Below are 24254 nucleotides of genomic sequence, written 5' to 3'. Positions count from 1 at the left end.
TTTTTGAAGCCGCCGGTATTTATCCCGCGCCGACGTATCCTGCTTCCTAATTAACTATTCCATATCAATTTGCCGGAGCGAAGGTTTTTTTAAATGTAACACAAAACTCGCACTAAAATTTTTTTACACTGTTCTGTCAGTTAAACGATTGCCTGAATGCTAAAGGTGAAACATTGGTTTTTTTCTTAAACAGTTTGTTGAACGATTGCGGATGTTCAAAACCGAGCTTATAGGCAATTTCGGCCACGGAAAGGCTTGTCGCCGTAAGTTGTTCCTTGGCTTCTTCAATTAACTTATCGTGAATGTGCTGCTGTGTGTTTTTACCGGTAACGGAACGTAGCAAATCGCTTAAATATCGTGCTGATACATGGAGGCTTTCGGCTAAATACTCTACGGTTGGAAGCCCCTGTTTTAAGGTTTCTTCGCTGTCGAAATAATCGTCCAGCAATTTTTCCAATTGGGTCAGCAGCGCATGGTTAACCGCTTTTCGAGTAATGAATTGACGCTCATAGAAACGGTTGCTGTATTGCAAGAGCATATCTATTTGCGACAAAATAATGTCTTGGGTATGCTTGTCGATATGCTGATATTCTTGTTCGATTTTAAGAAAAATTTCTATAATGTCTTTTTCTTCCCGTTCGGAGAGATGTAACGCTTCGTTAAGCGCATACGAAAAGAAATTGTAGTTTTTTATTTTGGTGGTCAGGGGATGGGTATACAAAAAATCAGGGTGGAATAGCAGCATGTAACCTTTTCCGCATTCGACATTCATCTTTCTGATTTCGGCAATCGTTAACGATTGAATCTGCTTGGGCGCAATAAAATTCATTGTTCCTTTGTCGAAATCGTAATACTGTTGGCCGTACTTTATTTTTGCAGTAACATCTTTTTTGAGCGAAATACTGTAAAAATTCACGTAGAACTGCTCCCAGATGTCGCTTTCATCGGGTTTAATTCCAGCTACATCAATTACACTGACGAGCGGATGTAATGGGGCCGGCAAGGACAATTGCCGATGAAATTCGGATATGGAATTGATACTATGCATCCTGTTTTTGTTATACAAATTTACAAAAAACAACTGCCTCGCAAGGCAGTTGCTGATTTAAAAATTAGGCCTCAAATTGTTTTGCAATTTCCTGTCTGAACGCTTCTTTTCCGATTTGTAATCGTCTTTCATAGAGTGCGTGTGCATCTTCGCCTGCCAGATAACGTACCTGATCTTTATTGTCTGTGGCGGCTTCATACACCACTTGGGCAATTTGCTCGGCTGTGGATGCATTTTGCATCATCAGACCCATTTGTTCGAACAGTTTGTCTTCAATGTCCTGATAGTCCGAAGCTCGGTTTAGATCCAAAGAACGACCTGCAAAATCTGTCGCTATTCCTCCCGGAGCAACTGTTTTGATGGCTATTCCAAATTTTTTCAGTTCAAAGGACATGCTTTCGCTCCAGCCCTCCAAGGCGAATTTTGTGGCATGATACATCGAATGTAACGGGAACCCCATAAATCCACCAATTGATGTGGTTGAAATAAATAAACCACTTTTCTGTGCTCTAAAATGGGGGATAAAGGCTTGTGTAACCCGCAATACACCCAACAGATTCGTGTTGATTTGGCGAAGTATCTTTTCGTCGCTCAACGTTTCAAAGGCACCCATTAAACCATAACCTGCATTATTGAAAACGACATCAATGTTACTTATAGCGATCGCTTTTGCTACAGTTTCTTTGATCTGGGCCGGATCGGTAACATCCAATTTTAATAGCCTGATGTTTTCGATCCCGGTAAGTTCGGTTTCATTTTCAGGATTTCGCATGGTTGCGATCACATTCCAACCCGCCTGTTGAAATAATTTGGCAGTTGCTTTTCCCAAACCGGAAGAAGCTCCTGTAATGAAAATTGTCTTTTGCATGCTGTTATTGTTTGATTCCATACCACAAATGTCTAAAGAAGGCATCGGGTAACTGTTGCCAAATTGAGCTTGATTGTAGCCAAAATGACGAAATCAAAATGTGTGAAAAAAATCATCGCCAATGGAGCAGGAAATTCATCGACTTTGGCACGATTATTTGTTGATATTCGTTATAAAAACGATGCAATGTTAAGCTGATTTTTGCTCAATTTTATACTTTTTGGCGTATTCGTATTGGCGTAATTGCTGTATTTTAAAAATTTTAGAAGATCTATATTTATGCAAGGCACAATTGACGGGATAAGCGGGGAACCACATCGTTCACAGGTGTTCCGTTTAACTTACAAAGGACAGGATTATCAACTGGTGTTGTTGAAAAAGTCTTTATCAAAGCTCGATACGGAATTGCCAATTTCGCTTGATGGAATTGATCAAAAAATCGTAAAAAAAGGCGACCACTGGTTTTTTGAAAATAGACACTCCGATCAGCATTTTGCGACAGAAATCTGGCGCAATTTATCGCTTCGATATCGCCTTTAAGGTAAAAATTCTACTGTATGGTGGCCCGCAGCTCAATATACAGCAGATTTTAAGGATGTTATATTAGCTTGAGGCCATCTTCCGTCTAAACTCCAGCGGTGAGAGCTCCGTTTTCTTTTTGAATAAACGATTGAGTGACTGTGGCTGTTCAAAACCCAGCTGATAGGCAATTTCGGCAACGGAAAGTTCCGACCTGGACAGCAGATCTTTCGCTTTTTCAATAAGTTTATGTTGGATATGGTTCTGCGCACTTTCACCGGTCTGCAACCGTAATAAATCGCTTAAATAGTTTTTCGACATATTCAGCCGCTCAGCAAAGTAACCCACTTGGGGTAAACCCTTGTGTTCGGTTTCGGCTTCAAAATACTGATCCAGCAATTGTTCAAACCGGCTCACCAAGGGTACATTGTGTACCTTACGCGTAATAAACTGCCGGTTATAAAACCGCTGCGAATACACCAGCAGCAGTTCGATGAAACTGACAATGGCATCCTGGCTATAGCTGTCGATCGGACTGTCATATTCGCTTAAGATCCCTTTTCCGATGTTTCGGATCTGCTCTTTTTCCCGGTCGGACAGAAAAAGTGCTTCGTTGACTTCGTAATCGAAAAAACTGTAGCTGCCGATTTTGTGTGCCAGGTCATAGGTGCGGATAAAATCGGGATGGAAAACAAGGGAATAACCTACTTCGGCATGGGCAGTATCGGGATCAACACTGATCGTCTGCCCGGGTTTAAAGAAGGTCATCAGGCCTTCCCGGAAGTCGTACTGATGTGGGCCATAACCCAATACGCATTGTGCATCTTCTTTGATGGAAATGCAGTACAGGTTGAGCTGAAAGGTGGTCTCGACCGTTGGATGTATATGCTTGTTTTTGGAGAAATCGGTGATGCTAAAAAGCGGATGCTGCGGTTTGGGCAACTGCAGCGCTTCATGATAGTCAGCGATACTATTGATCCTGATCAGTACGGGTTCTTTCTTTGACATGCTCTTTTTGCCTGTTAAATAATAGACTAATTTAAGTAAAATGCCATGCGCTTTCTGCTCGCATGGCATTTATATTTTTTAAGATTGCAGCGGAATACTTACATCGCGGGATCCGGTATCCAGTCCGATCGGCAGAATAGCCTCAATGCGTTGCAGCTCTTCGGCGGTCAATAGGATGTCTGTAGCGGCGATATTCTGCTCCACATAGCGCACTCTTTTTGTCCCCGGTATCGGCACGATTCCTTTTTGGATCAGCCAGGCAAGGGCCAGCTGGGACGAGGTAACGTCTTTTTCTTTTCCAATCTGTTCGAGTTCACGCACCAGATCGAGGTTTTTATAAAACTGTTCGCCCTGAAACCTCGGGATAAGTCTGCGGAAATCATCTTCGGGAATATCGTCCGGCGACTTGATCTCACCCGTGATAAATCCACGGCCCAAAGGGGAGTAGGCGACCAGGCCTATACCCAGCTCCTGTGTCAGATCGTATACGCCATTGGTCTCTACTTCGCGTCCGAACAGGGAGATTTCATTCTGCACAGCCGTGATCGGGAAGGTCGCATGTGCCTTGCGGATCTGCTCGGCACTAACTTCCGAAATGCCCAGGTACCTGACCTTGCCCGCTGTGACCAGCTCGCCCATGGCACCTACGGTTTCCTCAATGGGTACATTCGGGTCGGGGCGGTGCATATAATAGAGGTCAATCACATCGGTATCGAGGTTTTTCAGCGAGCGCTCGATAGACTTTCGGATATAATCTGGCCGACCATTGATACGCCAGGTCACCTGGTCCTTATCATCAATCTCAAAGCCGAACTTGCTGGCGAGGATGTAATCGTTCCGCTTGCCGCTTATGGCCCTAGAGATCAACCTTTCGTTTTCAAAGGGTCCATACAGATCGGCCGTATCCAAAAAGTTGCCACCCAGTTCCAAGGACCGGTGGATGGTAGCTATGGATTCTTTTTCGTCGGCCTTGCCGTAGATATCGCCAGTGGACGCAAAACTGCTCATCCCCATACAGCCTAAGCCGATCATTGGAATTTCAAGTCCCTGCGTGCCTAATTTTCTTGTTTTCATCTGCTTCTTATTTTTGTTACCCAAAATTACAAAGCAGAGTCTGCAGCATGTTTACCCCAATTACGGAAACTTGTAACTGAATTACGGATCTAATCGCTAATTAAGCTACCCTGAATTTTTCTTTATAGGCATCTTCTGAAGCTTTTTTAAACGATTTGAATCTGATTAGCCAACTGTTGCGAATATGAATTAATATCCAGCGGATTGTAAATGCGATTAGCCAAATTTCGAACAACAGGAGAAAACAACTGACAAAAAGTGTAATTTACATTAATATCAGGTCTCAAGATCAGATTTTAATCGTTTTGAAATCGCTAAATTAAAACAATTATGATGAGAAAATATGTTGGTATAATACTCTTTTTTATTGCTGCAGCGGGTAGCCTACATGCGCAAACGCTGACGACTAAATTGGTACCGATGCGTTTAGCTGCAAGTTTTGACCGCGTAAAAGAGGGCATCCCCGATATGTCCGGCCAGTTTGTCGACAGCAAGATGAAAATCACAGCCCTGAGAAGTACAGATTCGACTGCCCGATTTGAAATCGAGGAGCAGGGGATAAGCATTGAAACGGTTGTGGATAACGAAAAAGAGTATCATAAATTGGTCACTGCTGCGGCAAAAGATGTTTCCAAACCAAGTATTCATATGCTGTATACGTATTCGTTAAAGAATAAAAAATTGAAAGTACCGCCGCCGAGAAAAGTCTTTTTCTCTCCGGAGTATGGGGTAATCTGGACTTTGACGTTAAAAAAAATAGCCGAAAAGGAAACCGAAGTTGTACTTAACTACAAATCACTATCGCCTGCATTCGCCGAGAAAATCGAAAGTGAGTTTGAAAGCGACACCTATTATAGCCACAAAATCGTAAAAATCGACGTCAATGATAAGAGAATGAATCACCTGATCAAGGAGATTTTGATCAATCAGATGCATGTCGATAGGGATTATCCAGCGCCAACGTATCCCGCGCGCAATTAATTATTCCACATTAATAAATAAAGTACAGTCGCCCAACCGTTGAATCTGAATCTGAATCTACCCTTATTTTGGTTAGAAATATCCTCAATTCAGCTACAATTGACCGCCCATAGTTGCGGAACTTTGTCCTGTTACATTTAAATAAGTTTAACATGCAGACAAATGAAATAAAAGTAGCCCTAGTTACAGGTGCCAATACAGGTGTTGGTTTTCAGATTGCCAAAGCTCTTGCTGAAAATGGATATCATGTGTTTGTTGGATCACGAGATTTAGAAAAAGGAAAGGATGCCGCCAATCAGATAGAAGGTGAAGCGCATGCCATTCAGCTGGATATTACCGACAATAATTCAATCAGGAATGCTGTCAGTAAAATAGAAAATGAGTTTGGGTACCTTACTCTGCTGGTCAATAATGCGGCAATTTCAAACGCAGGGATCCCCGGCCGTACAATGTGGGAAATTCTTAGTGCCCAGAAGGCAAGCGTCACATCCATAGCTGAAATGCGCCAGGTTTGGGAAACCAATGTATTTGGCACGCTTGCCATAACACAGCCCTTATTGCCCTTCCTCCGGAATGCAAAACAATCTAGGATCGTAACCGTTTCAAGTTCTCTAGGCTCACTGACCCTGAATGCAGATCCGGACAATGCATTCCGTAGTGGATTTGATGCCGTATATGGCGCTTCGAAAACCGCTTTAAATGGTGTTTTCCTTTCTCTTGCAAATGAATTGGAAAATACAAATGTTAAGGTGCATCTGGTAAGTCCGGGTTTTACAGCGACAGCCCTGAATAACTTTGAAGGTACAGATACGGTGGAGGAAGGCTCACTTGAGCCGATACGCGTGGCACTGGCGGAAGATATACCCAATGGAAGCTTTACGGGACCGGCTACCTATCGCACAGAACAAGGGGGTCAAGTGCCGTGGTAGAATTACACAAAGGAAGACCTGTAGCTATAAGCTACAGGTTTTTTTATAAATTTATTGTATGAAAAAGAAAGAGGATAAGTTAAAACGCTTTATATCCATATCAGAGAGTCACGAAGCTTTTGGCCTACCAAAACCGCAGCATCCCCTGATTAGCTTGGTCCATTTCAATCAGGATAATCCATTCAATACCGCTATGGCTCCAATATACGATGTCCTGAGTTTCTACAAGATCACTTTTATAACAAAAAACAGCGGAAAACTCAAGTACGGCAGGGGGTACTATGATTTTAATGAAGGAAGTATGCTTTTCTTTGCGCCCAATCAATTGGTGGGCAGCACAGAATATAATAGGGATACCTATGCTTATCTGCTGCTGATTCATCCTGACTTTTTCCTGGGTTCCCCTTTAGCCCATAAAATTAGGAAGTACGGCTATTTCTCCTATTCTGTGAATGAAGCGTTACATTTATCTGATCAGGAAAGAGAAACGATGATAGCGATCTTGAATTTCATGAAAAATGAACTTGACAACCGGATAGACGAATTTAGCCAAGAAGTCATTATTTCGCAGGTGGAGTTAATGCTGAGCTACGTCAATCGGTTTTACAAGCGGCAGTTCATTACGCGAAGAAATATAAACAATGATATTCTACTGAAGGCAGAAGCGCTGTTGGATGATTATCTGGATCATGATCATTCGGTAATTCTGGGAGTGCCAACGGTCCATTTTCTTTCGGAGCGGTTGAATGTGTCTGCGGGTTATCTAAGCGATATGCTACGCTCGCTCATTGGCCAGAGCACGCAGCAGTATATCCACCATAAACTTATTGAGCGGGCAAAAGAGAAATTATCAACGACACAACTTACCGTAAATGAAATTGCTTACGAACTGGGTTTTGAGCATGCACAAAGTTTCAGCTAACTGTTTAAAAAGAAAACCGCTCAGACGCCACTGGAATTTAGAGGGATGTTTAAATCAAAGTAAAAATATATGTTCGGAGTATAACCGAGCAGATCAAGTTCTGTCTGATTGGCCCAGATTATAACCCCTTCGCTGTTGACCCAATGCAGGGATAGGGAGGTTGTATTGTTGTAACCCTTCAAAGGTATTGATGTCCGCCATAGATCTTTCAGATAGAAAATTTTATTCATGAGCCTAAAATAGGTGTTACAGTCCAGTTTTGAATGGGCAAAATTACGTACTCTGCAAGGGTAATAATAACGTTAAACTGCGGTATGAATACAGGTTTCAGCTAATATATATGACAATATTATGTTTTGCGCAATATAAAATTATTTTACCTTTGTTTTGTATCAAAGCATCTTAATCTTGTTCTACAAGATATAAAACACACTAGACACTTTTACTTTATTAAAACAAACAGTTTATGCGCTAGGTGTGTTTTAAAATGCATAAAATCACGAACAAATGACTACAGAAATTAAAAACAGAATAAAAGAAGTATTCGAAAAACAGAAAGACTTTTTCGGCACGCAAGCAACGAAGGAAATCACATTCCGTAAAAGACAGTTGCAAAATTTCCGTAAAGTTTTTGCGAGTTACACGGATGCGGTCTGTGAAGCAGTGAATATCGATCTTGGAAAAAGCAGGGCAGAAGCAGAATACGTCGAAGTTCAGATTGTTCTCGATGAACTCGACGATATGATCGAAAATATGGAAGAATGGGCAAAACCAACCTATGTCAAATCAAAACCGCATGCTTCGGGAGCGGAAGTCATCAGTAAGTACATTTATGAGCCCTACGGTGTAAACTATATTATAGGTCCCTTCAATTACCCGGTGCAGTTGACTTTCAGTCCGCTGATCGGTGCCCTGATGGCCGGAAATACGGCTATCATCAAACCTTCTGAAAACACGCCCCATGTTGCCCAGGTGATTGAAGATATTGTTAGCGAAGCTTTTGATGAACAATATGTTGCCGTTTTTCAGGGCGCTATTGAAGAAAACACCTATTTATTGAGCCTTGCTTTTGATTACATCTTTTTTACGGGAAGCCCTAATGTTGGCAAAATTGTCATGAAGGCAGCTGCCGAACAACTGATTCCGCTTACTTTGGAACTGGGCGGAAAATCCCCAACGATCGTACACCATGATGCGGATATCGAAAAAGCCGTTCAGCGCATTTCTGCCGGCAAATGGATCAATTGCGGACAGACCTGTGTTGCTCCGGATTATGTGTATGTGCATGAATCTGTGAAGGGCGCCTTTATCGATCAGTTGAAATCTTATCTTAAAGCTACGTACAACGATGAATCTTTAGGGAAAATCGGTAAGATTGTAAGTCAGCATCAGATCGGGAATTTAGCGGGATACCTGGATGCCGCTCCCGAAAAAGTTATTTATGGGGGAAAATATGATCTGGAAACACGCCATTTTGAAGCAACCTTGATGGACGATGTCAACTGGAATGACGCGGTGATGCAGCAGGAAATTTTTGGTCCGATCCTTCCTATTTTAACTTACAGCAATATCGATGAAGTGCTGAAAGAGATCAATAGCAGACCCAAGCCATTGGCGCTTTATGTGTTTTCTGAAAGTCAGCAATTTGCCGATGACGTGATCGCAAGAACCACCAGCGGCGATGCGGAGATCAATAGTACATTGATCCACGTCGGATCGCATTATCTTCCTTTCGGTGGCGTAGGTGCTTCGGGAATGGGAAAATATCACGGCAGATTTAGTCTGGAAAACTTTAGTCACCAGCGTTCGATCCTGCAGGTAAAATAGCGATAACTCACGCATACAATTCATCAAATAATCAGGACCACCCGTTAAGGTGGTCCTTTTTTTTGGTATTTCCGGATCTTATATTTCCGTTTCAACCTCAGATCGGGTTAGTTAACTGTTGAATCCTCAGATCGGGTTAGTTAACTGTTTAATTAAAATCACTTCGACCTAGCTACTCTTTCTAGCTATCGAAGCATATGGATTGATAACCACGGGACTACCTGCTATTTTGATAAGTGTGATAGCAATTGTGAAACCCTGTTTTTTTTGATTGGCAGCTCAATTATTGATATTTGGTTTGAGAGATTCTAGCGGGGTAAAATGGCTTTGAGAGGCCAGAATAAGCGCTGATAGAATCTAAACCTGTAATCCAGCACGTCCACGGCAAATCAGTGGCTGATGGATTCAAATTTTCAAATTTATGGCAAATATGGGAAATCAGGCCTATTTTGATACGGCTATTATTGAACGCATAAAAATGGCGCGGGTACAGGGACCGGAAATATTGGATCTGGTCGCTCATCACTGTGTCGAGTCAATTTTGCTTGAAGGGCATTACAGGCTCTCTCTTCAGGGGATCCTATCAAAGCTGTGCAGTTCATCGGAACAGATCGTCTTTAATAGCTTTAACATTCTGGTATACAAGTATTATCGTGAAAGTACGTCCGTCAGTTTTTATGCTAATAAATTAAAACTTACAAGTAGAAGGCTTTCCGAGCTCTGCGCAGCGAATAGCGGGAAATCTGCAAAAGCATTCATTTCTGGAATTGTAGTCCGGGAGGCTATCCGCTTGATCAGACATTCGAATCTATCCATTTCGCAGATTTCTTTCGAAATAGGTTTTAGTAATGTCGCAAATTTCAGAAGTTTCATCAAGAAACATACCGGCAAACAGCCCCATTTGCACCGTAACGAAAGAGATAATTAATTTTGGATAACGTATATCATTTGCGGTCTAAAGGCAGGGATGAGTATAAACCAGACAGACCGGTGAGGGCAAGCAACCGCAAACCCTAAATGGCATTTCGCAAAGACTATTTTTTCAATGACGCAGCCCCCGGGCTGCTTCATTTGTTATGAAGCAATATCCACTGCTTCATAAAAGGCTCTCGCAAAGCGTGACTTTGCTTTTTCAAATCCTGATTCAAATCAAGTATTTATTTCAATAAATTGATATTTGTTTACTAATTTTATTAGTATGTCAATCGCTTTTAGTATATTTGTTTAGTCAACGAAACGTTTCCCCGGATGCAATATCACGCTCAAAGCATGAGGAATGTACATAGCGCAAGGGTGAGGGGCACGAATAAAATAGATACAATGCACGCAAAGTTTATTCAGCTTATCAAACAACACTGCCAGTTATCGGAGGCAGAAATTGATCTGTGTAAGAACTATATGGAGCCAGTGCGCTATGCCAAACATCAGATCATCGAAGAGGAGGGAAAAGTACCGGCTTACCTCTATTTCGTTGTATCGGGCTTTGTACGTCTTTTCATTATAACGATAAAGGCGACGAACTGACGACACATATCAACTGTCCCCCGGGATTTATATGCTCTTACCAGAATTTTAGCAATCAGACGCGTTCCGAAGAAAACCTGGAAAGCATCACCGACTGCGAACTGCTGCGTATCACTAAAGCAAACCTCGATATGCTAACTGCACCATCGCCTGCATTTAAAGACTTTAGTGTGTATGTGTTTCAGCAAGCCTTGAGTTATAATGAGAAGAGATCGAAAGAGCTAGCCACGCTTACGGCCGAAAAACGCTACCTCAAGCTCATGGCCGAACAGCCAGATCTGCTGCACAACGTACCCATGCAATATATCGCATCGTTCCTCGGCATGAACCCCAAAAGTTTGAGCTGTATCCGCAAACAGATCATTAGATGATACTCTTCTTGGCCTACCTGATGGAACACCAGGAATTACTTTAGTGCAAATCTTGAAAATAGAATCCCACACGGATCGCTTTCAGGCCAACCAGTCCCTGCAGATCTTCCACCTCAAACTGCTCGATATTTTCGTCGAGTAATCCTTTGTGCTGTAGTAGGTTGATGTATCCCATATATTCTGTTTCTTCATGTACATTGGAGTAGACAACAACCAGTTTGCCTTTTTGTGTGATGCGCTCCGTCGAGCCCTTGATCTTGGCTTTATCAATGCGTTTCTTGGCAATCTCGTAGCGTACATTATAGGATCCATCGATATCAAACTGCTTCTCGTCCATGCGAAAGCGGATGGAAATGGGGGTGGCAAAGACCAGTACCAATGAGGTCACTTCCAGCTGATGCGGAAGGGCGGGCTGGAGCTGCCTAAACTCGCGTTCCATCGCGCACATCACCTGCAGCTGCCACAGCCGTAAATTGCGTAGGTAGTAGAGCTCAAAATTCCGACCGGGAGCGATGGAGGCCCCGATATACATGTTGTGCTCGATACCGTCTGTCTTGTAGCGCTCGTAGTAATGTGGAAAGTATTCTTGGGCTTCCACCTGCTTTTCGTCGAGGATGGCCACCAGCTTTTTATTGATCAGCGTGATGGAGTTGTCATAATCCTGTCGGGCCTCATAAAAACCGCCGATAGAGAGGTTGATTCGCTCAAAATAGCGGTCGATGGCTTCGGTGGCGACGCTATTTTTGTTGTTTTTCCTGAAATTTTCTAGAATAGGGTGAATATCCTGGTTAAAATAATCGAGCATAAGCTGTTCCGTATCGGTCAGCAGCGCTTGCTGCAGCGTAGTCAGGTTTCTTTCCAGATCGAAGACCTTTTGCTCAAAGAGCGGTAATCGCTGCGTTTGGTTGATCGCCGTGAACAATGCGATCAGTTCCTTGCTCTGATTGATGAGGTCCTGACGGATGGCCTGATTGCGGGATTCTGAGGAGCCCTGTACGTCGATCTGCCCATAGAGCGGATAAACATGGTCAAAGACGATTTCCTGCAGGGCATAGTCTTTTCCAAAGGCGCGGTCGTTGAGGAAATGGATGGCTTCCTCCTGAAACCGCCATTTGACACTAGGGTGTATGGCGGTATATTCCTTTTGGATCACCGCTTCGACCTGATTTTCAGTTTCGGCAAATGCTTTCGAGACTTTATCTTTGATAAAGGGTAAAATGAAGTTGAGCTTGTTGGCATTGACCGAATTGAGCTCCCGCACTTTGGATGAGGACATTTCCAGTAAGCCCAGCACTTTGTCGCCTTCGACGAGGGGAACAAAAATAAAGCTCTTCACCTGTTGCTGCTTGAGCTTGTTGATAAAATAGGCCTGCTTTGGATCACCCAGCGGCAGCTTGTCAATATCCGGTACAACAAAATATTCGTCCTTGGTGAGCAGGTTTTCCAAGGTCTCGCTGCAGAGCATGTTTTCACATTCCTCGATCGTCGAGTCGTAAAGCAGATGACTGTACAGCTGTTTTTCGACAATCCGTAAGTTGTACTCGTTCCTGACCTTTTCAAAGGAGGTCAATCCGATGCGCAGATCATTTATTTTATAAATCGACCGGAAAATGCTTTCTATTTCTGCCAGCTGGACAGCGCTTTTTTCGCGCAGCAGATTGCTCTTGAAGCTGGATACCGCATTTTCAATGGTCGCATCAAAAAGTGTCATAATGGAAAAGCCTTTCAGGATCCAGCTCTGCTCGGGGAATTTGGACTTCCATAGGGCAATATCCGAAAAGTTGTCGACCAGTTCGGTAATATCTTCAGCCGTAAGATCGAGTACCCGTTCTGTCGGAAGGACATCGATAAAATCGGCATTGAATAGGACGCGGTAATGATGGATGATATTGTCCTTGTCTGGAATATCCAAAAAGAGGGGGGCATCCATGGCATCCACCTTAAAGCCATAATACTGGCTGATGATAACGCAGCAATTGAGAATGTAATAGGTATCGGGCGAGATATCACGAAGGCTAAATTCATAGTGATCGCCGGCATCCGCTAATATTTTTTCCAGTCTTGCGGTATGGTTGAACGTATAGAGATGGAAGGGAATGGTAATGGCCTTGATCTCATTATGTGTCAGTGAGCTCGGGAACAGGTCGGCCAGCAGCACCTTGATAATAGGCTCATAGCGCAGCAGGTCTTCTGCTTTTTCGACCCCATCGATAAGTTCGGGGTATTTGCTGATTTCTTCCAGCAGCGATCGGGCATAGCTGGCCTGAAAGCCAACCGGCGATAGGGCCGCTGCTTCAAAGGATGGTATAATCTTATGAAAAGCGATCAGGGTTTTAAACGGACTGGAATCAAAGGCGAAGTTAAACTGCATAATGGTTGTTCCCGAATAAATTAGATTATTGCTGGAAGATGTACAAAAATATAAAATAATCGGCGAAAAGAAAACCCAAAGCGGCTGGATAAAAACACTGCAATGACATTGACGCCATTGAACTGTGTTTCCAAATAATGTTGTATGCTTCGAAAACTGCAGTGTAAGAACATGAACGAACCGATGCGGTTTCAAATATTTTTGTAATGCGTATTACTTACCATTGAATTTAATGGTAGAGGATCTGTAAATAGGGATTGTCATTTTTTCACCTGTTGCGCGAAATGCCGTGAGAAAATTATAGCTTTCATTTTTTTTCAGGTCTTTGGCAAAATCTTCAAAAAAAAGATTAATCCCCCCGCCTGTATCGAAGATAAAGTTTCCTTTCTTTCCTTCGATTTCAGCTTCTACTACAATATGACCGGGGGTAATAGTTGTAATGGAAGGCTTTGGCCCAAGGTGGTAAATGGTAGGATTATGATGGCGATTACGCTTAAGTAAAATTGCCTCGTTAATACGGTTTTATACATGTCGGAGTGATTTTAGATTTAAAGATGAAATGGTCATTTTTAATCGCTTTTGCCAGAATAGCTAAGCGAATCTTTATTTCAATATAAAGATAAATAAAATTGCTTATAGTTTCATCATCTACCTTTAAAACTGGACTGTTACTTATCAGGTGATAAAGACAGCTGTCGACACACTTTCAATTTCTATCAGCATCAGCTCAAAAATTCCAGCTTGTTCAATACGGTCGGAACACGAGACAAGAAAATGTTTTTTTCTTTCGTTGGTATTAATCCACTCCCCGGGTATACATGGCGATCCTATAGATGGCTGTTGAAGCAGTGATAAATAGATCCGTACGATCTTTACCTCCAAAACAGACATTGGATGTCCATGGTTCATTTACTTCAATATGGCCAATCAGCAGGCCCGTCGGACTATAAATAAAAACGCCTTTGCCTGTCAGATAAATATTTCCGTAATGGTCCAATGTCATCCCGTCAGATCCCTGATCGATAAGCGCTGTCTGTCCGCTGAGCTTGCCGTCAGATTTAATGGTATACCTGTACGTTTTATTCCGTTCGATATCTGCGACATAGAGGTATCTTCCATCGGGCGAGCCGACAATGCCGTTCGGTTTGCTGACATCATCAGCTACTACGATGGGTTTTTTCGCTTTTCCTGGCGGAAGGTAGTAGACTTTCTGCCCCGCTATTTCTGGCTTTTTCCGGGGCCAATAATCGCGCAGATAAAAGGGGTCTGTAAAGTAGATGCCACCTTTCTTGTCTGCCCAAAGATCATTTGGACCATTCAGTTTCTTTCCATCGATAGCGGTCAGCAGGACGGTAACCTGACCATCTTTGCTGATTGACCAGATTTCGTTCTTTTCGTCGGCACAGGCAAGGAGCTGACCCTGATGGTTAAAGTAAAGTCCATTTGCGCGGCCTGCAGAATCTTTAAAAAGCGCAAGTTGCCCTTTGGTGCTATATTTCCAGATTTTGTTATTGGGCTGGTCGGTAAAATAGATGTCTCCGGTCTTGTCCACTGCCGGCCCTTCGGTAAAGGCAAACTGTCGGGCTATTAATTTTAGGCTGTCCTGATGAAACAACTGTGCGCTGAGATCTAAGCCATTTAAGGAGAAGAGTACGGACAGCAAGAGTGTAGGCCAGTGCCTGCGAGAATGAGCTGAATGGAACATATCAACTAATTTATCAATTTTCCGGCAATAAATAATTTTCTTGGGCTATATCACCTGGCCTTTATAATATTTCTTTCTTAACCAAAAAGCTACATTGACCAAGGCAATCAATGCGGGCACTTCCACGAGTGGACCGATAACACCGGCAAATGCCTGGCCACTGTTGATGCCGAAGACGCCAATAGCAACAGCAATAGCCAACTCAAAATTATTACCAGAAGCTGTAAAGGAAATGGCTGCATTTTTGGAATAATCTGCGCCCATTCGTTTACCGATAAAAAAGCTCACCAGGAACATAATGGCAAAATAGATCACCAAAGGACCCCCAATTCTGACAACGTCCATAGGAATCTGAACGATCAGTTCACCTTTCAGGCTGAACATGACTACAATTGTAAATAATAACGCGATTAAGGTGATGGGAGAGATCATGGGTACAAATTTGCTTTGGAACCATTCTTCTCCTTTTAACTTAATCAGGCTATAACGGCTGATTATGCCCATTGCAAAGGGAATACCCAAATAAATTCCGACACTTTCCGCAATCTGACCGATCGAAATATTAACATCAAGACCTTTCATGCCAAATACTGGAGGCAGAACAGTGATAAAGATATAAGCGTAGACGCTGTACAATACAACCTGAAAAATGCTATTGAGGGCGATAAGTCCAGCAGCGTATTCGCGGTTTCCTTCTGCCAGCTCATTCCATACAACGACCATTGCAATGCAGCGAGCTAGCCCGATAAGAATAAGGCCGATCATATATTCGGGGTAGTCCCGAAGAAATACAATAGCCAGGATAAACATTAAAATAGGCCCTATGATCCAGTTCAGGAGCAGGGAAGCCCCCAGTATCTTTGTGTCCTTAAATACGTTGCCCATATTTTCATATTTCACTTTGGCAAGTGGTGGATACATCATCAGGATCAGGCCAATGGCAAGTGGAATATTGGTGATACCGCTTGAGAAAGAATTGATAAAATCAGACGAAGACGGGAAAAGGAATCCAATAGATACTCCGACTGCCATCGCCAGGAAAATCCATAAGGTAAGGTATCGGTCGAGGAAACTCAATTTTTTCCTTTCATGTGCTGGGGCGCAGTTGTTGGCTGACATATTTTTTTGTTAGTGGGTATGTTTATTTATCGAGATTTTCCGCTACAAATTCAGCACTGTATGTTTTGATAAGATCACGTACCCTTCTGAATTCATTCATAACTTCTTCCTCCGTTCCGGTGGCTTTTGCCGGGTCTGGGAAATTGTAATGTAGCTTTTTAGCCCTTGAAGGAAAATATGGACAACTCTCTTTGGCATTATCACAGACCGTAATTACATGGTCAAAGTCTATTGCCGCATACTCATTGACATGATTAGAGGTGTGGGATGAGATATCAATGTCGGCTTCAGCCATAACCTGAATGGCTTTAGGGTTAACGCCATGCGTTTCTATGCCGGCGCTATAAACCTCGGCTCGGCTACCTGCGAAATGTCTTAAAAATCCTTCTGCAATTTGGCTGCGGCAACTGTTGCCGGTGCAGAGTACCAATATTTTTTCCATTTTTTAATGTCTTGATTAGCAGCAGCCGCCACCAGGTTTACAAACGGGGCCATCAGCAGCCAGATTAACCATTTCCAGCTTTACAGGTTCGGCTTTAGCAACGGGTGCGCAGCATTCTTCTCCATCTGAAGTGGTGCCACAGCTTCCCCCGCGGTTAATGGCTTTGCACTGGGTATAATCTGGAGTAAGGTTAACGATTAAATCTTGTCCGGATACGGTAAAATTACCCGGATACATTTGGCGTGTATCGAACTGCGAGTTGCCAAATTCAATTTTTACAATAGCATTGGGATTAAGCGGTAATTTCTTTTCAACGATATCCACGATAGACATCGCTTTACTTGCTTGCATTGCACGGCCTTCTTCTGTTTCCCTTGGTTCCCATAGTTGGACAATGATTTCAGTCCAGGAGTTCATTACGCCACCACAATCGACGGATATGATCGGAGCCTGTTTGATTTCTGTGATATGGTAGGAGGGATCTACCCATTTACCTGCTGCATATTCAAATTGTAAAATTTGATTCGGGTTTTGCTGGAGCTGCGTTTTAAACGTTTCCCAGTTGATAAATTCGGAGTTGTTCATGCTATATTGCAATTTAACGATTAATTGATGTAAATTTTTTTAGCAACAGTTTGTGTTCTCTTTATAAGAGTCAAAGAAAGCTGCCAGGTTTGTTTTCAATAATTTCCAGGCTTTCGGTTCAATGCAATAGCATACCCGTACACCCTCAATGGTGCCCTGGATAATACCCGCATTCTTCAATTCTTTAAGGTGCTGGGAAATTGTTGGCTGTGCCAATCCTAGTTCCTCAACCAGATCACCACAGATACACGAATTTGCATGGATGATGGATTGAAGGATCGCAATACGGGCAGGATGGCCCAACGCTTTGAGCATTGTGGCGAGCTGATTCTGCTCTTCTGTGAATATTTCTGTCTTAGTAAGTCCCATAATATTATTGCAATATTACGATTAATTTTTCTAAAATCCCAAATTGTAAACATAAAAATTATGCTACGATGATATTAATCGAAGTATTGCGCTCAAATCGAACTCGAAATGGCCTAATATCAACTTTTGGAGCAAAGGGTTATATTGGTGTAAAAAAAAAGAGACAACCGATACTCGGCGTCTCTTTTTGTACCTAGGGCGGGAATCGAACCCGCACTCCCTTAACGGGAACAGGATTTTAAGTCCTGCGTGTCTACCAGTTCCACCACCTAGGCAGGTGAGCGAAAAACGAGATTCGAACTCGCGACCCCAACCTTGGCAAGGTTGTGCTCTACCAGCTGAGCTATTTTCGCATTGGAATTATTATTCTTTCAATCTGTCAGAACCTTGCGTTCTTCCCTTTTGGTGGTGCCAGCTGGATTCGAACCAGCGACACAAGGATTTTCAGTCCTTTGCTCTACCAACTGAGCTATGGCACCTTTTCAATTGAGCTGTCTGCCTTATTGATGATGCAAATATAGACGGATTATTTGAATTACGAAAGCTAAAAGCGCTTTTTTTTGCGTTTAAACGCCAACCTGCTGATTTTTAAGGAAAAAAAATAAGGGGCTATTCGTGTAGAATAGCCCCTCTATAGGATATTGGTCGAGTTGATTAAGACAATTTACCAACTTCTAATACCAAGTCAACGATTTTGTTTGAATATCCCCATTCGTTGTCATACCAAGAGACAACTTTAACGAAGTTATCATTCAATGAAATTCCTGCTTTTGCATCGAAGATTGATGTACGTGCATCACCTAAGAAATCTGAAGAAACAACTTCGTCTTCAGTATAACCTAAGATACCTTTCAATTCGCCTTCAGAAGCTTCTTTCATTGCAGTTTTGATTTCTTCGTATGAAGCACCTTTGTTCAAACGTACTGTTAAGTCAACAACTGAAACGTCTGCTGTAGGAACGCGTAATGACATACCGGTCAATTTACCTTTCAATTCTGGAAGAACCAAACCTACTGCTTTAGCAGCACCTGTAGATGAAGGGATGATGTTTTGGTATGCACCACGACCACCTCTCCAGTCTTTTACTGAAGGACCGTCTACAGTTTTTTGTGTTGCTGTAACCGCGTGTACTGTTGTCATCAAACCTTCAACGATACCAAATTTATCGTTTAATACTTTAGCGATAGGCGCTAAACAGTTTGTTGTACATGAAGCGTTTGAAACGATGTGTTGATCGGCTTTCAATTCTTTGTGGTTTACACCCATGACGAAAGTAGGGGTGTCGTCTTTCGCTGGAGCAGACATCACCACTTTTTTAGCACCTGCATCGATGTGTTTTTGAGCCAACTCTTGCGTCAAGAAGAAACCTGTAGATTCGATGATTACTTCAGCACCTACTTCATTCCATTTTAAGTTTGCCGGATCTTTCTCAGCTGTAACACGGATAGTTTTTCCGTTAACAACCAAGTTACCGTCTTTTACTTCTACAGAACCGTCAAATTTGCCATGTGTTGAATCATATTTCAACATATAAGCCATATAATCTGGTTCAACTAAGTCATTGATACCAACAATTTCAATTTCTGGACGATTGATAGCCGCTCTAAATGCTAAACGACCAATACGTCCAAATCCGTTAATTCCAATTTTCATATTCTTAATTTTTATTGATATAATATTTAATTAAATTATGTATCGGTTCTTTTACAACATTACCAATACTGATATTAAATTCGTCTGTGGCAACTTCCCGAAGCAAGTGCTCATAATTAAACGCTACTGAACCCGTAAAGTTTACGTCACTGTCCGGATATTCTTTCATTAAGGGCTTGATGTAGGTTTTTATAAACGTACGAAGCCCATTTTTAACCAATTGACTAATGAATAGATGATCTTTATTTTCGAGGACAAAGTCTGTAAATGAATTCAGAAAATTTGTCGGTTGTGGGGAAATATACACCCTTTCCAAAATGGTTTTCTTATCGATGTTAAATTCTCTTTCCAGTTTGTCCCGCAGATCAACAGGTAAGGTATCCGTCATGTAATGTTTGAGCAGCTGCTGGCTATTCCAGTTTGTCGCCCCCTCATCGGCCAGAATATAACCTAGACCATAATTGTTGTCAATGATTTTTTTCCCTGTATAGTAAGCTGCATTTGATCCACTGCCAATGATGCCAATAATTCCTCTTTCGTCGCCGAAAGTGGAAATTGCCGAAGCAATGACATCATGATCAACCCGTACGCGCGCATTGACGAAAAAACGTTCGAGGACGTTTTTTATTTTATCTTTACGTTCCTTCGAGGAAGATCCCGCTCCGAAAAAATAGATCCGTCTGATTTTTTCGGCATTGTTGATCAAATTGGTGTTTTTATGCAAATGCTGTAGTATGGAGCGCTCATCCTGAAGATAAGGATTGATCCCGTTCATGCGGAACCCCGTAGTGATCCGCCCCTTGTCGGCCAACCGCCAGTCTGAAAATCGAGATCCACTATATACTACTGCTATCATGTCTGTTCAAATTACGATTATAAAATCTCAGCCATTTCCAATAAATCAGGGCTAAGTTTAATTTCCTTATTGCTGATTGCTTCTTCAATTGGAGTTGTCTTGATTTCATTACCACGAAGCCCAACAGTAACTCGTGTGTTTCCGGCCAATAATTCATTGACCGCAGCAAAGCCCAATCTACTCGCAAGCACGCGGTCGAAACTCGTCGGAGAACCACCCCGTTGCAAATGCCCTAATATACTAACTTTCGTGTCGTAATGATCAAACTTTTCTTTTACTTTTTTTGCGACATAATAAGCACCACCATTTTGGTCGCCCTCTGCAACAATAACTATAGATGACGATTTCTTCTTAATGGCACCGTCTTCTAAATGACGGATTAGATCGTCAATGGCCGTTTCTTTCTCTGGAAGTAAAATGGCTTCGGCTCCGCCAGCAATACCGGCATTTAAGGCGATACAGCCTGAATCACGGCCCATCACTTCAACAAAGAAAAGACGTTCATGTGACGCCGCAGTATCTCTGATTTTATCAATCGCTTCGATGACAGTATTGTTGGCTGTATCGTAGCCGATAGTATAATCAGAACCGTAAAGGTCGTTGTCTATCGTACCCGGAATACCTATAATAGGTATTTCAAATTCTTTGGAGAAGAAGTTAGCACCTGTAAAGGTACCGTCACCACCAATGACCACCAAGGCATCTACACCGGCAGCGATCAGATTGTCATAGCCTTTTCGACGGCCTTCAGGCGTCTTAAACTCCATGCAACGCGCGGTTTTTAATATTGTACCACCACGTTGTATAATATTGCTGACCGAACGCGTATCCATTTCAATGAAATTTGCGTCGATCAAACCTTGGTATCCTTGATAAATACCCGTTACTTGCAATCCTTTATGTAATGCTGTTCGAACGACAGCACGAATACAGGCATTCATGCCAGGAGCATCACCTCCCGACGTCAATACACCTATTTTTTTAATTTCTTTTATCACACGCTATATTTTAGGTTTTACGAATATAAGATTTTTATAGTGTATATTCTACACTTTGAATAAATTTTTCAATATTTTTTTGCGCATCACGTTTAGGAAGCGTATAATTGTTACAGATAACCCGATGATTAGTAACCGCTAAATTTAGCTCAGTATATTGCACATAAATAAATTTAGAAGTTTTGTATAGTAATTTTACCGTTGACTGTGTCATATTAGGCTTTCACGAAGGAGAATTAAAAGTTCTTTTGGCCGAAAGAAATGAATATCCTTTTAAGGATTGGTGGGCATTGCCAGGTTTTTTCGTGGATAATGACGAAGAGATGGAAGATGCCGTAAAACGAATTTTGTATGAGAATACAGGTTTGAAAGATGTATTTATGGATCAGCTGCATTCCTTTGCCGGATTAAAACGGCATCCAAAGGGACGTATTCTGACGGTGGCGTATTACGCCCTCGTGCAGCTGGATAATACCAAATTGAAAACCAAACCTGTTACAAACTATATGAAGCAGGCAAAATGGTTCCCCGTTCGGAATGTACCTGAACTGGCCTTTGACCATAAGCAGATTTTGGACCTCTGTCTGGAGCGGTTGCAGCGCCGCCTCGCCTATAAGCCGATTGCTTTCGAGCTGCTGCCTGAAAAATTTACACTCACCCAGCTACAGCTGGTGTATGAGGGAATTTTGAATAAACCACTCGATAAACGCAATTTTAGAAAGAAAATGCAGAATTATGGCTTTCTAAAAGAGCTCGACGAAGTGCAGACTGGAGTAGCCTATCGTGCAGCAAGGCTCTATAAATTGGATAAACGAAAGTTTTTAAAACATTTTCAGAACACGGTCGCATTCTAATAGATCTGTTCGTATAATAAAAGGCAAACTTTCGAGTTTGCCTTTTTTTTTGAAAGTGTCTGATCTTATTGGCCAGAAAGAACCTTCAGTTTGCTTTCATTGCTGCTGGTGTCTGCGAAGTCATGAAGGTTTTGTTGTCAGGTTAATATCAAAATTATTACAATTTCAAAATTTATTTTGTCCAACATGTTACTTTTTATATTTTTGAACAATTTTTGATAAAAGTCAGAAAGTAGAAAGGAGTTTTTTGAAGAATGGAAGATAGAAAAGATCAAATCATTCATGCGGCGATAAGACGCTTTATGCATTACGGTTTTAGTAAGACTACGATGAATGAAATTGCGGAGGATATAAAAATTACCAAAGCGAATTTGTATTACTATTATTCGGAAAAGAATGCACTTATAAGGGATGTGATTGTGCGTTTGACGGATGAATATAGGGAAGAGGAGGAGAAGATGGTGGCTGTGCATGTGGGCACCACCTACGAGCTGATCATTAAAATTTTGGAACTGCGCGATGCATTTGTCCGGAAATACTATATGTTGCACATGAATGAAAATCTGGAATGGATCAAGGGACTTTCCATGCAGGATTTTTTCCAGTGCCTACACGACCGTGATGTGAAAGCCTTGTTTGAGATCCTTGAGATCGGTGCCGAAAAAGGTGAAATCGATGGGGAGCATCTCTATGAAACGGCCGAAATCTATGTGGAATTGATGAAGAGTTTATCCCTGATGTGCAATATCTCCGATATCATTTCAGGAATTCCAAATCAGGATCGTTTTGATGAAGTGCTGCAAAAGCAAAAGCTGGCTACCAAGCTTTTTTTTAATGGTATAAATAAAAAGTAGATATAAAATTAGGATAAATAAATTAGGAATGAAAACAATCAGAATACTAGCCAGCCTTTTATTAGGTACGATGGTTTTCCAGAGTCATGCACAGCAACAATTGAGCTTAAGTGATGCGATTAAATTTGCTTTGCAGAACAAGGCTGATGCGAAAAAGGCAGGTCTCGATGTCGTAAATGCCGAACATAAAATTGCGGAAGTTAAATCGGGTGCATTACCACAGGTCAATTTTAACGGTGGTATCACTTACAATCCAATGATTCAAAAGGTCGCTTTACCAGGAGAGCTTGTGGGCCAACCGGGAACCACAGTAATGGCTGCTTTTGGACAAAAATGGCAATCGACAAATTCGATAAGCTTAAACCAACAGCTATTTAATCAAACTGTATTTACTGGACTGAAAGCTGCCAAGACGACACGCGAATTTTATGTGATCAACAAAACATTGACCGATGAGCAATTGATCGAAAAGGTGGCCAATAGTTATTATGATGTTTATCAATCCAAATTGCAGTTAAAAACGGTTGACAATAACTTGGAAAGTACCACCAAAACTAGGGATGTCATCGAAGGACTTTTTAAGAATGGGTTAGCGAAGAAAATTGACCTTGACCGTACAAATGTAGCCGTTACAAATTTGAAAGCTTCTCGCCAGCAGCTGATTAATGCCGTTGAATTAAAAGAGAATGCACTAAAATTTGTCATTGGTATGCAGATGTCGGAGCAGATTGTTATGCCGGCGTCAACGTTTGAAACAGTTGCTCTGGATGCCATATATGACCCGCTTGATGTGTCCAGTAGAACGGAGATCCAGGTGCTCACTAAACAAAATGAATTACTAGAGTTGAACAAAAAAGCTGAAGCATCCAAATACTACCCCACTTTATCTTTGACTGCGAATTACGGTCGTCAGGGTTTGGGACCTGTTTTCCCAATCTTTTCGAAAGCTGAAGGTGTAAATTGGTCGGGATTTTCAGGAATTGGTCTTAATTTGACGGTTCCTATTTTCAATGGTTTCCTCACACGTTCTAAAGTTCGTCAGGCACAGATCGATATCGATAAGTTGCAGGTTGATATCGCGGATACAAAATTGGCACTGAATCTGGCAGCAGAAAACTCCAAGGTTCAGATTAAAAATTCTTTGTTAACAATTGAGTCAAACCGTAAGAACGTGGATTTGGCAAAATCAGTGCTGGAAGATACTAACAACAATTACAAAAATGGTCTGGCAACATTGACCGATCTTTTGGATGCGGAAAATGCCTATGCAGATGCCCAGAATAATTTAAATACCTCTTTGCTCGATTATAAAATTGCTGAAGTGCAGCTGATCAAAGCGAATGGAAATCTTAAATCACTAATTAAAGAATAATTGAC

Annotated in this window: 24 protein-coding genes and 3 tRNA genes; 11 read left to right on the top strand and 16 right to left on the bottom strand. The window is 41.9% G+C overall.

Annotated elements, in window-relative coordinates:
- Positions 1-136: 136 nt before the first annotated feature.
- Positions 137-1048, bottom strand: a complete 912-nt coding sequence (locus tag B2O97_RS21160) for a helix-turn-helix domain-containing protein (protein ID WP_286768085.1) — start codon at positions 1046-1048, stop codon at positions 137-139.
- 64 nt (positions 1049-1112) lie between these two features.
- Positions 1113-1916, bottom strand: a complete 804-nt coding sequence (locus tag B2O97_RS21155) for an SDR family oxidoreductase (protein ID WP_286768084.1) — start codon at positions 1914-1916, stop codon at positions 1113-1115.
- A gap of 279 nt (positions 1917-2195) precedes the next feature.
- Between B2O97_RS21155 and B2O97_RS21150 the strand changes: the two genes are divergently transcribed.
- Positions 2196-2456, top strand: coding sequence for a hypothetical protein (locus B2O97_RS21150; protein ID WP_112376336.1), 261 nt, complete (start codon positions 2196-2198; stop codon positions 2454-2456).
- Positions 2457-2519: 63 nt separating this feature from the next.
- Here the strand turns inward: B2O97_RS21150 and B2O97_RS21145 are convergent, their stop codons facing one another.
- Positions 2520-3443, bottom strand: a complete 924-nt coding sequence (locus B2O97_RS21145) for a helix-turn-helix domain-containing protein (RefSeq protein ID WP_201639143.1) — start codon at positions 3441-3443, stop codon at positions 2520-2522.
- A gap of 78 nt (positions 3444-3521) precedes the next feature.
- Positions 3522-4517: an aldo/keto reductase gene (locus tag B2O97_RS21140; RefSeq protein WP_286768083.1), complete on the bottom strand. Its 996-nt coding sequence runs from the start codon at positions 4515-4517 to the stop codon at positions 3522-3524.
- 330 nt (positions 4518-4847) lie between these two features.
- Here B2O97_RS21140 and B2O97_RS21135 point away from each other — a divergent pair, with 330 nt between their 5' ends.
- From B2O97_RS21135 to B2O97_RS21105, 7 genes are all read left to right on the top strand, one after another.
- Positions 4848-5498 (top strand): transcriptional regulator, encoded by a 651-nt coding sequence (locus tag B2O97_RS21135; RefSeq protein ID WP_201639145.1) that lies wholly within the window; start codon positions 4848-4850, stop codon positions 5496-5498.
- Positions 5499-5650: 152 nt separating this feature from the next.
- Positions 5651-6427, top strand: coding sequence for an SDR family NAD(P)-dependent oxidoreductase (locus B2O97_RS21130; protein ID WP_286768082.1), 777 nt, complete (start codon positions 5651-5653; stop codon positions 6425-6427).
- A 58-nt stretch (positions 6428-6485) separates the two neighbouring features.
- The gene (locus B2O97_RS21125) at positions 6486-7349 is read left to right on the top strand and encodes a helix-turn-helix domain-containing protein (protein ID WP_286768081.1); all 864 of its coding nucleotides are present in this window, start codon (positions 6486-6488) and stop codon (positions 7347-7349) included.
- Between the two features lie 507 nt (positions 7350-7856).
- On the top strand, positions 7857-9176 hold the full coding sequence (gene mdlD, locus B2O97_RS21120) for an NAD(P)-dependent benzaldehyde dehydrogenase MdlD (protein WP_112376340.1): 1320 nt from the start codon (positions 7857-7859) through the stop codon (positions 9174-9176).
- A 421-nt stretch (positions 9177-9597) separates the two neighbouring features.
- Positions 9598-10104: a helix-turn-helix domain-containing protein gene (locus tag B2O97_RS21115; protein ID WP_112376341.1), complete on the top strand. Its 507-nt coding sequence runs from the start codon at positions 9598-9600 to the stop codon at positions 10102-10104.
- 392 nt (positions 10105-10496) lie between these two features.
- Entirely contained in the window at positions 10497-10700 is a 204-nt protein-coding gene (locus tag B2O97_RS21110) for a cyclic nucleotide-binding domain-containing protein (RefSeq protein ID WP_236586045.1), read from the top strand.
- Between the two features lie 131 nt (positions 10701-10831).
- The gene (locus B2O97_RS21105; protein ID WP_239468852.1) at positions 10832-11071 is read left to right on the top strand and encodes a hypothetical protein; all 240 of its coding nucleotides are present in this window, start codon (positions 10832-10834) and stop codon (positions 11069-11071) included.
- 40 nt (positions 11072-11111) lie between these two features.
- Here B2O97_RS21105 and B2O97_RS21100 read toward each other — a convergent pair whose 3' ends face one another.
- From B2O97_RS21100 to pfkA, 12 genes are all read right to left on the bottom strand, one after another.
- On the bottom strand, positions 11112-13637 hold the full coding sequence (locus B2O97_RS21100) for a GAF domain-containing protein (RefSeq protein WP_204991106.1): 2526 nt from the start codon (positions 13635-13637) through the stop codon (positions 11112-11114).
- A 601-nt stretch (positions 13638-14238) separates the two neighbouring features.
- A complete protein-coding gene (locus B2O97_RS21095) occupies positions 14239-15147 on the bottom strand; it encodes an SMP-30/gluconolactonase/LRE family protein (protein ID WP_204991107.1) in 909 nt (302 codons plus the stop codon).
- Between the two features lie 45 nt (positions 15148-15192).
- Positions 15193-16266: an ACR3 family arsenite efflux transporter gene (arsB, locus tag B2O97_RS21090; RefSeq protein WP_204991108.1), complete on the bottom strand. Its 1074-nt coding sequence runs from the start codon at positions 16264-16266 to the stop codon at positions 15193-15195.
- Between the two features lie 22 nt (positions 16267-16288).
- Complete coding sequence (locus tag B2O97_RS21085; protein WP_201639151.1) at positions 16289-16708, bottom strand: arsenate reductase ArsC; 420 nt, start codon at positions 16706-16708, stop codon at positions 16289-16291.
- Between the two features lie 15 nt (positions 16709-16723).
- Complete coding sequence (locus B2O97_RS21080) at positions 16724-17293, bottom strand: DUF6428 family protein (RefSeq protein ID WP_201639152.1); 570 nt, start codon at positions 17291-17293, stop codon at positions 16724-16726.
- Between the two features lie 39 nt (positions 17294-17332).
- Positions 17333-17662, bottom strand: coding sequence for an ArsR/SmtB family transcription factor (locus B2O97_RS21075; RefSeq protein ID WP_112376344.1), 330 nt, complete (start codon positions 17660-17662; stop codon positions 17333-17335).
- A 190-nt stretch (positions 17663-17852) separates the two neighbouring features.
- Positions 17853-17937: transfer RNA gene (locus tag B2O97_RS21070), tRNA-Leu, on the bottom strand.
- A gap of 5 nt (positions 17938-17942) precedes the next feature.
- Positions 17943-18015 (bottom strand) — tRNA-Gly (locus B2O97_RS21065).
- 50 nt (positions 18016-18065) lie between these two features.
- Positions 18066-18141 (bottom strand) — tRNA-Phe (locus tag B2O97_RS21060).
- Positions 18142-18316: 175 nt separating this feature from the next.
- The gene (gene gap / locus B2O97_RS21055) at positions 18317-19315 is read right to left on the bottom strand and encodes a type I glyceraldehyde-3-phosphate dehydrogenase (protein ID WP_070561154.1); all 999 of its coding nucleotides are present in this window, start codon (positions 19313-19315) and stop codon (positions 18317-18319) included.
- Positions 19316-19319: 4 nt separating this feature from the next.
- Complete coding sequence (locus tag B2O97_RS21050; RefSeq protein ID WP_070561153.1) at positions 19320-20171, bottom strand: hypothetical protein; 852 nt, start codon at positions 20169-20171, stop codon at positions 19320-19322.
- Between the two features lie 17 nt (positions 20172-20188).
- Positions 20189-21166: a 6-phosphofructokinase gene (gene pfkA / locus B2O97_RS21045; RefSeq protein WP_075994837.1), complete on the bottom strand. Its 978-nt coding sequence runs from the start codon at positions 21164-21166 to the stop codon at positions 20189-20191.
- Positions 21167-21351: 185 nt separating this feature from the next.
- On the opposite strand from pfkA, the gene B2O97_RS21040 reads away from it, so the two are divergent.
- The 3 genes from B2O97_RS21040 (at position 21352) to B2O97_RS21030 (ending at position 24249) form a co-directional block, all read left to right on the top strand.
- The gene (locus B2O97_RS21040) at positions 21352-22023 is read left to right on the top strand and encodes an NUDIX hydrolase (protein WP_075992906.1); all 672 of its coding nucleotides are present in this window, start codon (positions 21352-21354) and stop codon (positions 22021-22023) included.
- A 254-nt stretch (positions 22024-22277) separates the two neighbouring features.
- A complete protein-coding gene (locus B2O97_RS21035) occupies positions 22278-22877 on the top strand; it encodes a TetR/AcrR family transcriptional regulator (protein WP_070561152.1) in 600 nt (199 codons plus the stop codon).
- Between the two features lie 28 nt (positions 22878-22905).
- Positions 22906-24249 (top strand): TolC family protein, encoded by a 1344-nt coding sequence (locus B2O97_RS21030; RefSeq protein ID WP_112376346.1) that lies wholly within the window; start codon positions 22906-22908, stop codon positions 24247-24249.
- Positions 24250-24254 lie beyond the last annotated feature (5 nt).

Source organism: Sphingobacterium sp. UBA865 (assembly GCF_002295765.1).
Lineage (GTDB): Bacteria > Bacteroidota > Bacteroidia > Sphingobacteriales > Sphingobacteriaceae > Sphingobacterium > Sphingobacterium multivorum.
This window is presented reverse-complemented; position numbering and strand designations above follow the sequence as displayed.

What these genes read in the sequence shown, in the direction of transcription:
- B2O97_RS21160 (WP_286768085.1), bottom strand. Translation starts at nt 1,048, where the DNA reads ATGCATAGTATCAATTCCATATCCGAATTTCATCGGCAATTGTCCTTG.
- B2O97_RS21155 (WP_286768084.1), bottom strand. Translation starts at nt 1,916, where the DNA reads ATGCAAAAGACAATTTTCATTACAGGAGCTTCTTCCGGTTTGGGAAAA.
- B2O97_RS21150 (WP_112376336.1), top strand. Translation starts at nt 2,196, where the DNA reads ATGCAAGGCACAATTGACGGGATAAGCGGGGAACCACATCGTTCACAG.
- B2O97_RS21145 (WP_201639143.1), bottom strand. Translation starts at nt 3,443, where the DNA reads ATGTCAAAGAAAGAACCCGTACTGATCAGGATCAATAGTATCGCTGAC.
- B2O97_RS21140 (WP_286768083.1), bottom strand. Translation starts at nt 4,517, where the DNA reads ATGAAAACAAGAAAATTAGGCACGCAGGGACTTGAAATTCCAATGATC.
- B2O97_RS21135 (WP_201639145.1), top strand. Translation starts at nt 4,848, where the DNA reads ATGATGAGAAAATATGTTGGTATAATACTCTTTTTTATTGCTGCAGCG.
- B2O97_RS21130 (WP_286768082.1), top strand. Translation starts at nt 5,651, where the DNA reads ATGCAGACAAATGAAATAAAAGTAGCCCTAGTTACAGGTGCCAATACA.
- B2O97_RS21125 (WP_286768081.1), top strand. Translation starts at nt 6,486, where the DNA reads ATGAAAAAGAAAGAGGATAAGTTAAAACGCTTTATATCCATATCAGAG.
- mdlD (WP_112376340.1), top strand. Translation starts at nt 7,857, where the DNA reads ATGACTACAGAAATTAAAAACAGAATAAAAGAAGTATTCGAAAAACAG.
- B2O97_RS21115 (WP_112376341.1), top strand. Translation starts at nt 9,598, where the DNA reads ATGGCAAATATGGGAAATCAGGCCTATTTTGATACGGCTATTATTGAA.
- B2O97_RS21110 (WP_236586045.1), top strand. Translation starts at nt 10,497, where the DNA reads ATGCACGCAAAGTTTATTCAGCTTATCAAACAACACTGCCAGTTATCG.
- B2O97_RS21105 (WP_239468852.1), top strand. Translation starts at nt 10,832, where the DNA reads ATGCTAACTGCACCATCGCCTGCATTTAAAGACTTTAGTGTGTATGTG.
- B2O97_RS21095 (WP_204991107.1), bottom strand. Translation starts at nt 15,147, where the DNA reads ATGTTCCATTCAGCTCATTCTCGCAGGCACTGGCCTACACTCTTGCTG.
- arsB (WP_204991108.1), bottom strand. Translation starts at nt 16,266, where the DNA reads ATGTCAGCCAACAACTGCGCCCCAGCACATGAAAGGAAAAAATTGAGT.
- B2O97_RS21085 (WP_201639151.1), bottom strand. Translation starts at nt 16,708, where the DNA reads ATGGAAAAAATATTGGTACTCTGCACCGGCAACAGTTGCCGCAGCCAA.
- B2O97_RS21080 (WP_201639152.1), bottom strand. Translation starts at nt 17,293, where the DNA reads ATGAACAACTCCGAATTTATCAACTGGGAAACGTTTAAAACGCAGCTC.
- B2O97_RS21075 (WP_112376344.1), bottom strand. Translation starts at nt 17,662, where the DNA reads ATGGGACTTACTAAGACAGAAATATTCACAGAAGAGCAGAATCAGCTC.
- gap (WP_070561154.1), bottom strand. Translation starts at nt 19,315, where the DNA reads ATGAAAATTGGAATTAACGGATTTGGACGTATTGGTCGTTTAGCATTT.
- B2O97_RS21050 (WP_070561153.1), bottom strand. Translation starts at nt 20,171, where the DNA reads ATGATAGCAGTAGTATATAGTGGATCTCGATTTTCAGACTGGCGGTTG.
- B2O97_RS21035 (WP_070561152.1), top strand. Translation starts at nt 22,278, where the DNA reads ATGGAAGATAGAAAAGATCAAATCATTCATGCGGCGATAAGACGCTTT.
- B2O97_RS21030 (WP_112376346.1), top strand. Translation starts at nt 22,906, where the DNA reads ATGAAAACAATCAGAATACTAGCCAGCCTTTTATTAGGTACGATGGTT.